Below are 13,673 nucleotides of genomic sequence, written 5' to 3'. Positions count from 1 at the left end.
ATCTTCCCCTTAGTAAGTACGCGCTTTTGGCGGGAACGCTTCACGATGAACTGGCGACATATTTACATCACGCTTCGACATTTCTTCTGTCTCAGGGTTGTAAATAGAGTGGCACAGCCAGTTTGCATCATCACGCTCAGGGAAGTCGAAACGTGCGTGCGCACCACGGCTCTCAGTACGGTAGTTAGCCGCAACAGCGGTGGCAAACGCCGTTTCCATCAGGTTGTCCAGTTCCAGACATTCGATACGCTGGGTATTGAATTCTGATGAAGTATCGTCAAGACGGGCTTCTTTCAGACGCTCACGGATCACTTTCAGCTCTTCCAGACCGGTTGCCATTGCTTCACCCTCACGGAATACCGAGAAGTTGTTTTGCATGCAGCGCTGCAGATCTTTACGGATTTGAACCGGATCTTCACCTTTCTGGGTGCTGTTCCAACGGTTCAGACGAGCCAGTGACGCTTCGATGTCAGATTCAGTTGCAGGGCGGGCTTCAGCCTGCGCCAGCAGTGTTTCACCCAGGTGAAGACCGGTTGCACGGCCGAATACCACCAGGTCAAGCAGTGAGTTGCCACCCAGACGGTTCGCACCGTGTACTGATACAGAGGCGATTTCACCACATGCGAACAGACCTTGAACTTCAACGTCCTGACCGGAAGCTGTTTGTTTGATTGCCTGACCTGAAACCTGAGTCGGTACACCACCCATCATGTAGTGACAGGTTGGGATAACTGGGATTGGCTCTTTCACCGGATCAACGTGCGCGAAAGTACGCGACAGTTCACAAATACCTGGTAGACGAGATTCCAGTACCTCTTTACCCAGGTGATCCAGTTTCAGTTTGATGTGTGGACCCCATGGGCCATCGCAACCGCGACCTTCACGAATTTCGACCATCATTGAACGCGCAACAACGTCACGGCCAGCCAGGTCTTTCGCGTTCGGTGCGTAACGCTCCATGAAGCGCTCACCGTCTTTGTTCAGCAGGTAGCCCCCTTCACCACGACAGCCTTCCGTTACCAGAACACCGGCACCGGCAATACCCGTCGGGTGGAACTGCCACATTTCCATATCTTGCATCGGTACACCGGCACGCAGAGCCATACCAACACCGTCACCGGTATTGATGTGAGCATTCGTCGTCGATGCGTAGATACGGCCAGCACCGCCTGTTGCCAGGATGGTTGCTTTAGACTTGAAGTAACAGATTTCGCCGGTTTCCATGCACAATGCAGTACAGCCCAGAATAGCGCCATCTTGGTTCTTAACCAGATCCAGTGCATACCATTCTGAGAAGATAGTAGTTTTGTGCTTCACGTTTTGTTGGTACAGCGTGTGCAGCAGTGCGTGGCCGGTACGGTCAGCTGCAGCTGCAGTACGTGCTGCCTGCTCACCACCAAACTCTTTCGACTGACCGCCGAACGGACGCTGGTAAATAGTGCCATTGTCAAAACGAGAGAACGGCAGACCCATTTTTTCCAGCTCAATTACGGATTGTGGGCCAGTCTTACACATGTACTCGATCGCGTTCTGGTCACCGATGTAGTCGGAACCTTTTACGGTATCGTACATGTGCCATTGCCAGTTGTCCGGGTGTGAGTTACCCAGAGCAACGGTAATACCACCTTGCGCAGATACCGTATGTGAACGGGTCGGGAAAACTTTAGACAGCAGCGCACATTTCAGGCCCTGCTCAGAAATTTGCAGTGCGGCGCGCATCCCAGCACCACCAGCACCAATTACAACGGCATCAAATTCTCGAACTGCAATGCTCACTTACGCACCCCACACAATGAAGAAACCTGAGAACAGGTAAACCAGAAGAACAGCAACAACACCAAACTGAAGACCCGCACGTAGCGCAGCAGGTTTAATATAATCAGTCAGTACCTGCCACAAACCGATCCAGGCGTGAACCAGAATGGATAGCAGTGCCAGCATGGTGAAGACTTTAGTGCTTAGCTTGCCGAAGAAAGCACTCCAGGTTTCAAAGGTCAGATCAGGCCCGAAGGCAAAGAAACCAACCATATAAAGGGTGTAAAGCGTAAGAATGATTGCCGTTGCGCGGATCAGAATAAAATCATGAACGCCATTACGGCCGACTGTAGAAACGTTGCTTACCATACCAGGCCTCCAGCGAACAGAGACAGTACAGCAACGATTGCAAAACTTACTTTTGCACTCGCAATACCGGTTTCCATCTCTTCAAAATATCCCATATCCATCAACAAGTGACGAATACCGACTACAATGTGATAGAACAGTGCAGTTAGTACTCCCCAAAGAACGAACTTCACAAAGAAACTGTCGACAATGTCAGCAGCACTTGCGAAACCTTCCGGGGAAGACAGGGAGAGGCCCAGTAGCCACAACAGGATAGCTACGGATACAAAGGTGATCACGCCTGAAACGCGATGCAAGATAGACGCTATCGCAGTTAGAGGGAAGCGAATCGTCTGTAGGTCGAGGTTAACAGGTCTTGGCTTGTTTACTTTCACGGTGATTGCCCACTCAGCTCCATTGAAGCAATTTTATTGTTATCACTCTCCGCTTCCGCTTAAGCCGTACAACTGCGTTAACCGTTAACATTGTTGTAACTTGAGGTTGCAATTATGTTTTACCCTGAAATAGCGATAAAACGGTGCCTTACCTAACTTACGAAAATTATTGATAACTTGAGCATTTGTATCTGGCGGCGGCAGAACCAGAGACCTGCGGCGAGTATACGCCTCGCAACAGTCAATTACAAATCCTGTTACATGACCTCTAACACGCTTTTAGAAATTTACCCCTTTTATCCAAAGTTATTAACAAGCGCACACAAGTGAGCACAAAAATTGACAATCACTCCACCGATCGGTACAACAAATGCACATCCGCCTAGGACTAGGATCGGATTAGGATTATAAAAAAACAAAGGAGATTGTTATGGCAGACAAGAAAGCTACTCTTCATATTGAAGGGAATGCACCGATCGAACTGCCGATTATCGGGGGCACTGAAGGGCCTGAAGTAGTTGACGTACGTAAGCTTGGCGCTAACGGTTACTTTACTTTTGACCCGGGTTTTCTAGCCACTGCGTCATGTGAATCTCAAATTACTTACATTGATGGTGATAACGGTATTCTGCTTCATCGCGGATACCCGATTGACCAGTTAGCCAATAACGCTGACTACTTGGAAGTCTGTTACATTCTGCTGTATGGCGAAGTACCGACCCGTGAGCAGTACGAAACTTTCCGTACCACGGTGACACGCCATACTATGGTTCACGAGCAAATTTCGAGTTTCTTCCACGGTTTCCGTCGTGATGCACACCCAATGGCTGTTATGTGTGGCGTAGTTGGCGCACTGGCAGCGTTCTATCACGATTCTCTGGATATCAATAACGATACCCACCGTGAAATCACGGCTTTCCGCCTGCTATCGAAGATGCCGACTCTGGCAGCAATGTGTTACAAATACTCGATTGGCCAGCCGTTTATCTTCCCGCGTAATGACCTGGACTATGCGGAAAACTTCCTGCACATGATGTTTGCCACTCCGTGTGAAGAATACGAAGTGAGCCCTGTCGTTGCTCGCGCGATGGATAAAATCTTCACGCTGCACGCCGACCATGAGCAAAACGCGTCAACATCAACAGTCCGTCTGGCAGGTTCTTCGGGTGCTAACCCATTTGCCTGTATCGCTGCGGGTATTGCTTCTCTGTGGGGTCCTGCCCACGGTGGTGCAAACGAAGCTTGTCTGAAAATGTTGGAAGAAATTGGCAGCGTAGACAAGATTCCTGAGTACATTGAACGTGCTAAAGACAAGGATGACCCATTCCGCCTGATGGGCTTTGGTCACCGTGTTTATAAGAACTACGACCCACGTGCAACCGTAATGCGTGAAGCGTGTCACGATGTACTGCAAGAGCTGAATATTCAGGATCCGCTGCTGGATGTGGCGATGGAACTTGAGCGTATCGCTCTGTCTGACGAGTACTTCATTGAGAAGAAACTGTACCCGAACGTTGATTTCTACTCAGGTATCATCCTGAAAGCAATCGGTATTCCGGTATCTATGTTCACTGTGATCTTTGCAATGTCTCGTACCATCGGCTGGATTGCCCACTGGAACGAAATGCACAATGATCCGCACAACCGCATTGGCCGTCCTCGCCAGCTGTACACCGGTTACAAGCAGCGTGCGTTCAAACCTCTGCATGAGCGTGAATAAGTTACTTCACTAAAAAAGGGCCTTACGGCCCTTTTTTAATTCGTCTTTCTTTCGCATCATCGCTTGGCACGACGAACTTAGTTACTACACTGGGTTATCGATATCAATAAAGGTCACGTCAAAGCCATGGTTAGCTGCCAGGTATTCACCCAGTGCTTTCACTCCATAGCGCTCGGTCGCATGATGACCCGCGCTGAAATAATGAATACCCAGCTCGCGGGCAGTATGCACAGTACGTTCCGAAATTTCCCCGGAAATAAAGGCATCCAGCCCTTTCTGAGCAGCCAGTTCAAGAAAATCCTGACCTCCCCCAGTACACCAGCCAACGGTCTTGATCTCTGCCGGCCCCGTATCACCGATGTGCAGCGGTTCACGATGTAATGCGATGGATAAACGTGCTGCCAGCTCATCACCACTCAACGGTTCAGCAAACTGGCCAAAAACAGATACTGAGTTCGGATTACCCGCCTCAAGCCCGCCCAGCATTTCAATATCCAGCAGCTTGGCTAATTGCGCATTGTTCCCAAGGGTTGGGTGCACGTCCAGCGGTAGGTGGTAAGCGTACAGATTAATCCCGTTTTCAATCAGCGCCTTAATACGACGGTATTTCATACCACGAATTTCAGAAGGTTCCCCTTTCCAGAAATAACCGTGGTGGACCAACAATGCGTCTGCTTTTTCTTCAATCGCTCGGTCAACCAGCGCCTGGCTGGCCGTCACGCCGGTGATAATGGTTTTTACCTCAACTTTCCCTTCAACTTGCAGCCCGTTTGGGCAGTAATCTTTGATCAGGTGCGGACTCAGTAATTCATTGAGCAAAGTTTCTAATTTTAAGTGATTCATGGTCATTTCCTTTTGCGTCTATGATCCTATTCTAACGTGAAACCGGGCTGAAAAAAGCCGTGATAAGGCCATACACCCTGCTCCTAACCTGTTACCATCAAGAGTAATAAAGGCAGCATGCCCGACATTGCAGGAAAATCGCGATAGGTAAGGCACAAATACCATCTCGCTACCCACTGACGACGCAAAAAATAAACCAGAGCTGTTTATAAGTCGCCATAGTTATCCACAAGAGCCATTATTGGCATGGTGATATCGAAGAAATCTCCTGCGATATGAGAATCGGACGAACTTTTTAGTCCATCTATTTATATAAAAAGGCGATTTATATCAAAATGTCATCAAACCAGCTATTGCAAAACCAGCCGCTCAACCATAAGCAGAGCTCGCCTAACCGTTTGAGGCTGTCTTACATCTGCCGCCCCTGCTCACGGGGCATGACTACATCATCGACCAAGATTGGCTGGCGCAATTTCGCCAATCCGCCAATATTCCAGCGGATTCATCCTACCAGGGCAATCCACGGTTGGGCTTTTACTATCAGTGGCTTTGGCAACAACTCATCCTTGAACACCCGCATTATGATCTGGTTGCGGAAGAACTTCAGCTACACGACAACAAACAAACATTGGGGGCGATCGATTTCCTGGTTCGCAATCTGATGACAGGTGAACTGGAACACTGGGAAGTGGCAATCAAATTTTACCTAGCCTGGGAGCAGAGTTGGCCGGGTCCTAACGCCAAAGACAACTTAGATAAAAAAGCAAAGCGAATGCTGGAGCACCAGTTAGCCCTTTCTGATCACATGGCTTATCAACAACAGCTCTCCCCAATCTTCGGTCAGGTTGCGGTTAGACGTCTCATCATGCAGGGTCGACTGTTTTACCCGGAAGATCAAACCAGCCAAGGTTCCGGCATTTCTCTTAATCCGGGAGCCAGCATCGGACGCTGGTGTTACAGCCACCAGCTTCAAGACAAGATATTACGACCGCTGACAAAACGGGAATGGATTGCTCCACCGCCATTTTCAACGCTGGCGACGCCGCCTTTAACGGGCGTGATTTCTCATCCGGCCATGGCGGTCGATGCGCAAGAAAACCTCTGGTTCGTAATGCCGGATCACTGGCCTGCTCAGCAACCTGAACACAGGCTAGGACATCAGATGGTGAAATAGAACAGTTCGACATACAGGATTGAAGAAAACACGGGATCGCGATAGGCCCTATGAAACAATAATAAAAGTGGAACAATATAAAACGAGCAATATAAAACGAGGCAATAAAAAAACGCCCGGCAAAGCGGGCGTTTTTAAATTTCAGTCAGCAATCGACCTGATCAGTAACTCGAAAGCTGGAAGCTTACATACCAGCGTCAGCGAAAACCTTACTGACAATCTCCTGCGCTTCTTGTTCAATCAGAGCGAGGTGTTCCTTGCCCTTAAAGCTTTCACAGTAGATTTTATAGATGTCTTCTGTACCTGACGGACGTGCAGCAAACCACCCGTTCGCAGTTGTTACTTTCAGGCCACCAATTGCGGCACCATTACCTGGTGCATGGGTCAGACGTGCAGTAATAACATCCCCAGCCAGCGTCTCAGCAGCAACCATTTCCGGCGACAGTTTGCTCAGCACGGCTTTTTGCTCGCTGTTTGCGACCGCTTGCAGGCGGCTGTAGGCCGACTCACCGTGCTTGGCAGCCAGTGCTTCGTAGTACTGCTGCGGGTTCTTACCCGTTACTGCGGTAATTTCCGCAGCCAGCAGACACAGAAGAATACCGTCTTTGTCTGTCGACCAAGGCGTACCGTCCATTCGCAGGAAAGACGCTCCGGCACTTTCTTCGCCGCCAAAGCCCAGCTCACCACTGTACAAACCGTCCACAAACCACTTGAAGCCAACCGGTACTTCGCAAAGCTCACGCCCCAAATCAGCTACAACACGGTCAATCAGTGCACTAGATACCAGCGTTTTACCAACCGCAACATCTTGTCGCCATTCAGGGCGATGGCGATACAGGTAGTCAATACAAACAGCCAGGTAATGGTTCGGGTTCATTAATCCGGTAGGCGTTACAATACCGTGACGGTCATAATCCGGATCGTTACCAAAAGCCAGATCAAACTTATCTTTGTGTGCCAGCAGACCCGCCATCGCGTACGGTGACGAACAGTCCATCCGCACGACGCCGTCTTTATCCAACGACATAAAACGGAACGATGGATCAATCGACTCATCAACCAAAGTCAGATCCAACCCGTAACGAGCAGCTATCTGACGCCAGTACTCAATACCCGAGCCACCCAGCGGATCCACACCCAGTTTCAGGTTCGCTTGCTGAATCGCAGCCATGTCGATAACGTTAACCAAATCATCAACATACGGAGCAACCAGATCACGCTCTTCCACCAGCTCACTGGCAAAAGCATCCTGAATCGTTACACGCTTAACGTCCTGCAGCCCAGCGGCGATAATCTCGTTGGCACGAGATTCAATGGCACTGGTCAGGTTCCCTTCAGCCGGGCCGCCATGTACTGGATTGTATTTGATCCCACCATCTTGAGGCGGGTTATGTGACGGGGTAATAACGATACCATCGGCTTTTGCCTCATGGTTTTTGTTATGGCACAGAATAGCGTGTGAGATCCCCGGCGTTGGCGTATAGCCACGGCCTTGTTGAATCACAACCTGTACGCCATTGGCAACCAGCACTTCCAGGGTGGAGGTGAAAGCAGGCTCAGACAGCGCATGGGTGTCTTTACCTAAGAAAAGCGGACCCGTTACCCCATTCGCAGCGCGAACTTCTGCAACGGCCTGGGCAATTGCCCAAATATGATGCTGGTTGAAGGTTCCCTTGTCAGCCGTTCCCCGGTGACCGGAAGTCCCGAAAGCCACTTTCTGCTGCGAGTCTTGAACGTCCGGCTCGATCAGAAAGTAATTTGCCACTAACGCAGGAATATTATGCATATCTTCTTGCTGGGCACGCTGCCCAGCTCGAGGATGAATCGCCATTAACTTATCCTTGTAAAATCAAAGGCTTTTGCCTGTTAAATTTCACCGCAAACTTTTTCGATGATATCCGCGCCGAAGCTCATCTTGTTCATCAACTGCTCAACCATCTGGCGTTTGCGATCAGTATTGGTATTCGTAATGACCCAGAATGGCGTCTCCGGGATAGCTTTCGGCTTCGTCGTTTTACCACTGGCCAGCAGCTTTTCTTCGCTGTCAGCAAAATACACGCGTGTACGACCTTTGATTGCCGCGGCTTCTGCAAAGCCTTCCGGATCGATACGATAAAGCGAAGACAGAACCAGCATAAATCGGCCAATCGCTTTTTCCTGAGCGGCAAACTCATCGGAGATCAGCAGAGATCGCATTTCTTTGACACGATCAGCCTGCTCGACCTTGCCCGCATCTTTGCTGACTACGATCCCTTTTTGGCGAACCGGTATAGCAACTTCAGTGTGAACGGCTAATCCGGATTGATCAGGCATCATCAGCAAGCGGCGCAGGATATCGGATGCACTCTCGCCAATATGTTGAGTCTGGCTGGCGATGTAGCGATATAGCTCTTCGTCTACCTCAATAGTCTTCATCGTAGTGTTCATTGTCGTTCCGTTTAAAAATCACCGGGAGATTATAACGTGAACCGAGGTTATACTCTACGGTAAAGCGTTAACAACAAGAGAAATTAGTCAGTGAAACTTCATTATCAGGTTGATGGCGAAGGCGATGTGATCGTCTTGATCCACGGTTTATTCGGCAGTGCAGATAACCTTGGCCTGCTCGCCAGATCCTTGAAAGAACAATACAAAGTGATCAGCGTGGATCTTCGCAATCATGGACGCTCCCCTCACAGCGACCGTTTTACCTACCGTGACATGGCCACTGACGTGCTGAATGTTGTGGATCAACTGGATATTGAACGTTTTTCCGTCATTGGTCATTCCATGGGCGGAAAAGTCGCCATGGCGATGACTGAGCTGGCCACTACCCGCCTGAATCACCTGATGGTGCTGGATATGGCACCGGTCCACTATCAGGTTCACCGTCATCAAAATGTCTTTGCCGGATTACGTGAAGTTGCCAGCCATCCGGTCAGCAAACGCAGTGAGGCCGAGCAGTACCTGGCCATGCATGTGGTTGAGCCGGGCGTCCGTCAGTTCCTGTTGAAATCTTTCGCCAAACAAGAAAGCGGCGACTACGGATGGCGTTTTAATGTCGATGGGCTGATTGCTAACTACGACACAATTATGGGTTGGCCGGAAGTCGCGCCTTACGCAGGAAAAACCCTCTTTATTAAAGGACAGAATTCAGAGTACATTCTGCCAGAGCACCGTGAGGCGATCAGCCGCCAGTTCCCGAATGCCAAAGCTCACATGGTTGCCAATACCGGACACTGGCTTCATGCCGAAAAGCCGGACACGGTTAACCGTATCATTTTAAACTTCTTACAAGCTGCTTAACGTTAACAGTACCATTATGTCTGTGGTATAGTTCGCGCCTGACTCAGCAACAACGTTATGGCTGTAAGGAGACGCAAATGCTGTATGAGCACATGGACTTGCTTGAATCTATCGGGCTGGATTTAATGTTTGCCGCCATTTTCTTCTTAATCGGTATGGCGATCAAAGATGTGCTGAAGCAAGGTAATGTTCCGCCTTTTGGCCGCAAAATTGTGTGGCTGGTCCTGTTTTTGGGCTGTGCAGGATTCGTTACCAAAGGGCTGATCCAGATTAGCTGGGAAGGCGCCGGCATCGGTTAAGCTGAATTTTACAACGCCAATGGTTATCATTGCAGGTATAATCGCTGCTTTCAGCCGAATGACCATTGGCGACCGGAGCATTTGGCTCTCGGGTTAATTTATGTATATCGTGAGCGTTTTCGCTGACGGTCAACAATTAAATACGGGTAATCTCTACTATGGCGAGTGTAGGACTCTTCTTTGGTAGCGACACAGGTAATACAGAAGCTGTCGCTAAAATGATCCAGAAGCAACTGGGTAAAAAGCTGGTTGAAGTCAAAGATATTGCAAAAAGCAGCAAAGAAGACATCGACAATTTTGACCTGCTGCTACTGGGTATCCCAACCTGGTACTACGGCGAAGCACAGTGTGACTGGGACGACTTCTTCCCAGAGCTGGAGCAGATTGACTTTTCAACCAAGCTGGTAGCGATTTTCGGTTGTGGTGACCAGGAAGACTACGCAGAATACTTCTGTGATGCCATGGGCACAGTACGTGACATCGTGGAAGGCCGTGGCGCAACGATTGTTGGTCATTTCCCAACAGAAGGTTTTGAGTTCGAAGCATCTAAAGCCCTGGTGGACGATAGCCACTTTGTTGGCCTGTGTATCGACGAAGACCGTCAGCCAGAACTGACGCAAGAGCGTGTTGAGAAATGGGTTAACCAAATTTACGAAGAAATGTGTCTGGCAGAACTGGCCGACTAATTTCCTTCTCACACAAGCAAAACGCCAGGTTTTACCTGGCGTTTTTTATTGGCTGACGTTTGAACCGAGACATGCAACCTAATCTTTTAAAAAGAAAAATTACTCGTTGCTCTCTGGCTTAATTGTCGATTTGTACCACGTTGTTCATTGCCCGGCTTAAGATAACACCTCGCTTTCCGCCTCATTGCCGGCTTCACGGTATTGCGGCTTTTTACGGACATACAGTACCCGTTTCACCTGTGACACGACCTCACCGTTGGCATCTTTGACATGTACAACGAATTCAGGAAAGTACTTATCTCCCCCTTCCGTCGCTTTATGAATGTCGCTCAGGCAGTCTTCACTGATGACAAAATCTGCAAATAAATCAGTCTGTCCCGGTTTGATAAAGTTAATTTCAGCGTGCTTGTCCCAGACAAAATATTCTTTACCCAGAATCCCCATCAGCATCAACGCGTAGACAGGATCCGTCAGAGAAAAAATACTGCCGCCGTATTGAGTACGATTAGCATTTTTATTCCACCATCTTAACTTCAGCCTGATCTTAACTTCCCGAAAATCGTCGGAAATATGGACGATACGAATGCCGGCTCCCCAAAAAGGCGGCCATATATTCAGGGCTGCTTTGACAATGCCCGGTTTGTAGAATCGATACACGTAGTTTCTTCCTGAATACTGGTACGATGAGCCAAAGCTTACTCTACACCGCGACAAATGTACATTCCATTAACAAGAAAGCAACAGAAGAAAAAGTTAGAGATCAGCAAGATTGACCCGCTTTTAGGTTTATTGTTACCTTGTGGTCACTTATAATGAATAAAGAAGAGAAAGACTACCGTGCCATGAGGGTGCGGATAGCCAATAGGAAAATCCAATGTCAGATAATAATCACGCACTTAAACAAGCTGGCCTGAAGGTAACGCTTCCACGTCTAAAGATTTTGGAAGTGCTGCAACAGCCTGAATGCCAGCACATCAGTGCTGAAGACCTATACAAGAAACTCATCGATATCGGTGAAGAGATTGGCCTGGCAACTGTTTACCGTGTACTGAACCAATTTGATGATGCAGGCATCGTCACACGCCACCATTTTGAAGGTGGTAAATCGGTGTTTGAGCTGGCTACCCAGCACCACCATGATCACCTGGTTTGCCTGGATTGCGGTAAAGTGATTGAATTTTCTGACGATCTCATTGAGCAGCGTCAGAAAGAAATCGCAGCCAGCTTCAATGTCACTCTTACTAACCACAGCTTGTACCTGTACGGTCACTGTGCGAATGGTAATTGCCAGGAAGACGAAAGTCTTCACGACGAGAAATAATCAGTCACAACCATAACGACCAGGGCCGGACGGCTCAACACTGGCCACTGACACTGATATTTCTCCCTCTATAAAAAAACCAGCCTTTCGGCTGGTTTTTATCTTTGAGCTACTGAGACTTAGTCTCAGTCACCAATTTTTGCCCAAGTATCACGCAGACCAACAGTACGGTTAAATACCAGACTCTCTGCTGATGAGTCTTTGCTGTCGGCACAGAAGTAACCCATACGCTCAAACTGGTATGCTTTTTCTGCTTCTGCTGAAACCAGCGCTGGCTCGACGAAACCTTTCAGTACCACCAGAGATTCAGGGTTGATGACAGAAACAAAGTCTTCTGCTGCTCCTGGGTTTGGTACAGTGAACAGGCGATCGTACAGACGGAATTCCGCCGGAACACCTGCTTCAGCCGATACCCAGTGAATCACACCCTTCACCTTACGACCATCTGCCGGGTTTTTGCCCAGAGTGTCATTGTCGTAAGTACAGAAGATCGTGGTGATATTGCCCGCTTCATCTTTTTCGATACGTTCAGCTTTGATGATATAAGCACCGCGCAGACGTACTTCTTTACCCAGCACCAGACGCTTGTACTTCTTATTCGCTTCTTCGCGGAAATCTTCACGCTCAATGTACAGTTCACGCGTGAATGGTACCTGACGGTTACCCATTTCAGGGTCGTTAGGGTGGTTCGCGATTTCCAGCATTTCAGTGGCACCGTCGAAGTTTTCAATCACCACCTTCACCGGATCCAGAACCGCCATTGCACGCGGTGCGATGTCATTCAGATCATCACGGATGCATGACTCCAGAGAGCTCATCTCAATGGTGTTGTCTTGCTTAGTTACACCAATACGCTTACAGAACTCACGAATAGACGCAGGCGTAAAGCCACGACGGCGCAGACCAGAGATGGTAGGCATACGAGGATCATCCCAGCCAGAAACCAGCTTTTCAGTCACCAGCTGATTCAGCTTACGCTTGGACATCACGGTGTATTCCAGGTTCAGACGGCTGAACTCGTACTGGCGTGGACGGCAGTCAATGGTGATGTTATCCAGCACCCAGTCATACAGACGGCGGTTGTCCATGAATTCCAGCGTACACAGAGAGTGAGTAATACCTTCCAGTGCATCGGAAATACAGTGGGTGAAGTCATACATCGGGTAGATGCACCACTTGTCGCCTGTCTGATGGTGAGTAGCGAAACGCACACGGTACAGAACGGGATCGCGCATTACCATAAACGGTGATGCCATATCGATTTTCGCACGCAGGCACATTTTGCCTTCTTCCACTTCACCGTTCTTCATTTTGTCGAACAGCTCAAGGTTTTCTTCTACGCTGCGATCACGGTATGGACTGTGCTTACCCGGCTCAGTCAGGGTACCACGGTACTCACGGATCTGCTCTGGGCTTAGCTCATCCACGTAAGCCAGGCCTTTGTTGATTAGTTCAATGGCAAACCCATGAAGCTTGTCAAAGTAGTCAGACGAGTAACAAACTTCACCGTCCCATTCGAAACCTAGCCAGTTAACATCTTTCTTGATTGACTCAACGTATTCGATGTCTTCTTTCTCTGGGTTCGTATCATCGAAGCGCAGGTTACATTGACCCTGGTAGTCCTGAGCGATACCGAAGTTCAGACAAATAGATTTCGCATGGCCGATGTGCAGGTAGCCGTTTGGCTCTGGCGGGAATCGGGTATGAACGCTGGTATGTTTGCCACTGGCTAAATCCGCATCAATGATTTGACGGATAAAGTTCGTTGGACGAGCTTCAGATTCACTCATCTAGGTACACCTCGTGTGCTGAAGGATTTTTGATTTCCCTATGATCCATAAATATGG

General features: G+C 48.9%; 14 protein-coding genes. 6 read left to right on the top strand and 8 right to left on the bottom strand.

Going from position 1 to position 13,673, the window contains the following annotated elements; all coding sequences use genetic code 11:
* Window positions 1-9 precede the first annotated feature (9 nt).
* From sdhA to sdhC, 3 genes are read right to left on the bottom strand one after another with little or no spacing between them, the layout of a single operon-like run.
* Window positions 10-1,776, bottom strand: coding sequence for a succinate dehydrogenase flavoprotein subunit (gene sdhA / locus FH974_RS04715; RefSeq protein WP_047887765.1), 1,767 nt, complete (start codon window positions 1,774-1,776; stop codon window positions 10-12).
* Window positions 1,777-2,124 (bottom strand): succinate dehydrogenase, hydrophobic membrane anchor protein, encoded by a 348-nt coding sequence (gene sdhD, locus FH974_RS04710; protein WP_047887766.1) that lies wholly within the window; start codon window positions 2,122-2,124, stop codon window positions 1,777-1,779.
* Complete coding sequence (sdhC, locus tag FH974_RS04705; protein WP_047887767.1) at window positions 2,118-2,498, bottom strand: succinate dehydrogenase cytochrome b556 subunit; 381 nt, start codon at window positions 2,496-2,498, stop codon at window positions 2,118-2,120. Before sdhC ends, sdhD begins: the two co-directional genes overlap by 7 nt.
* 430 nt (window positions 2,499-2,928) lie before the next feature.
* Between sdhC and FH974_RS04700 the strand changes: the two genes are divergently transcribed.
* Window positions 2,929-4,218, top strand: a complete 1,290-nt coding sequence (locus FH974_RS04700; RefSeq protein WP_047887768.1) for a citrate synthase — start codon at window positions 2,929-2,931, stop codon at window positions 4,216-4,218.
* Window positions 4,219-4,302: 84 nt separating this feature from the next.
* On the opposite strand, the gene FH974_RS04695 is transcribed toward FH974_RS04700, so the two are convergent.
* Window positions 4,303-5,061 (bottom strand): Nif3-like dinuclear metal center hexameric protein, encoded by a 759-nt coding sequence (locus FH974_RS04695; RefSeq protein WP_047887769.1) that lies wholly within the window; start codon window positions 5,059-5,061, stop codon window positions 4,303-4,305.
* A 415-nt stretch (window positions 5,062-5,476) separates the two neighbouring features.
* Between FH974_RS04695 and FH974_RS04690 the strand changes: the two genes are divergently transcribed.
* Window positions 5,477-6,235 carry a DUF1853 family protein gene (locus FH974_RS04690; protein ID WP_207103677.1) on the top strand — a complete coding sequence of 253 codons (759 nt, stop codon included), beginning with the start codon at window positions 5,477-5,479 and terminating at the stop codon, window positions 6,233-6,235.
* Window positions 6,236-6,419: 184 nt separating this feature from the next.
* Here FH974_RS04690 and pgm read toward each other — a convergent pair whose 3' ends face one another.
* A complete protein-coding gene (pgm, locus tag FH974_RS04685) occupies window positions 6,420-8,066 on the bottom strand; it encodes a phosphoglucomutase (alpha-D-glucose-1,6-bisphosphate-dependent) (RefSeq protein WP_047887771.1) in 1,647 nt (548 codons plus the stop codon).
* A 35-nt stretch (window positions 8,067-8,101) separates the two neighbouring features.
* Window positions 8,102-8,650 carry a replication initiation negative regulator SeqA gene (seqA, locus tag FH974_RS04680; RefSeq protein WP_047887772.1) on the bottom strand — a complete coding sequence of 183 codons (549 nt, stop codon included), beginning with the start codon at window positions 8,648-8,650 and terminating at the stop codon, window positions 8,102-8,104.
* A gap of 102 nt (window positions 8,651-8,752) precedes the next feature.
* Between seqA and FH974_RS04675 the strand changes: the two genes are divergently transcribed.
* The 3 genes from FH974_RS04675 (at window position 8,753) to fldA (ending at window position 10,505) form a co-directional block, all read left to right on the top strand.
* Entirely contained in the window at window positions 8,753-9,520 is a 768-nt protein-coding gene (locus tag FH974_RS04675; RefSeq protein ID WP_047887773.1) for an alpha/beta fold hydrolase, read from the top strand.
* A 77-nt stretch (window positions 9,521-9,597) separates the two neighbouring features.
* On the top strand, window positions 9,598-9,819 hold the full coding sequence (locus FH974_RS04670; RefSeq protein WP_047887774.1) for a DUF2788 domain-containing protein: 222 nt from the start codon (window positions 9,598-9,600) through the stop codon (window positions 9,817-9,819).
* Window positions 9,820-9,977: 158 nt separating this feature from the next.
* The gene (gene fldA / locus FH974_RS04665; protein WP_047887775.1) at window positions 9,978-10,505 is read left to right on the top strand and encodes a flavodoxin FldA; all 528 of its coding nucleotides are present in this window, start codon (window positions 9,978-9,980) and stop codon (window positions 10,503-10,505) included.
* A 156-nt stretch (window positions 10,506-10,661) separates the two neighbouring features.
* On the opposite strand, the gene FH974_RS04660 is transcribed toward fldA, so the two are convergent.
* Window positions 10,662-11,162: a DUF4442 domain-containing protein gene (locus tag FH974_RS04660; protein WP_047887776.1), complete on the bottom strand. Its 501-nt coding sequence runs from the start codon at window positions 11,160-11,162 to the stop codon at window positions 10,662-10,664.
* A 217-nt stretch (window positions 11,163-11,379) separates the two neighbouring features.
* On the opposite strand from FH974_RS04660, the gene fur reads away from it, so the two are divergent.
* A complete protein-coding gene (fur, locus tag FH974_RS04655) occupies window positions 11,380-11,826 on the top strand; it encodes a ferric iron uptake transcriptional regulator (RefSeq protein ID WP_047887777.1) in 447 nt (148 codons plus the stop codon).
* A gap of 125 nt (window positions 11,827-11,951) precedes the next feature.
* Here fur and glnS read toward each other — a convergent pair whose 3' ends face one another.
* Window positions 11,952-13,616, bottom strand: coding sequence for a glutamine--tRNA ligase (gene glnS / locus FH974_RS04650; protein ID WP_047887778.1), 1,665 nt, complete (start codon window positions 13,614-13,616; stop codon window positions 11,952-11,954).
* Window positions 13,617-13,673 lie beyond the last annotated feature (57 nt).

Source organism: Photobacterium ganghwense (genome assembly GCF_017329545.1).
GTDB classification, from domain to species: Bacteria; Pseudomonadota; Gammaproteobacteria; order Enterobacterales; family Vibrionaceae; genus Photobacterium; species Photobacterium ganghwense.
This window is presented reverse-complemented; position numbering and strand designations above follow the sequence as displayed.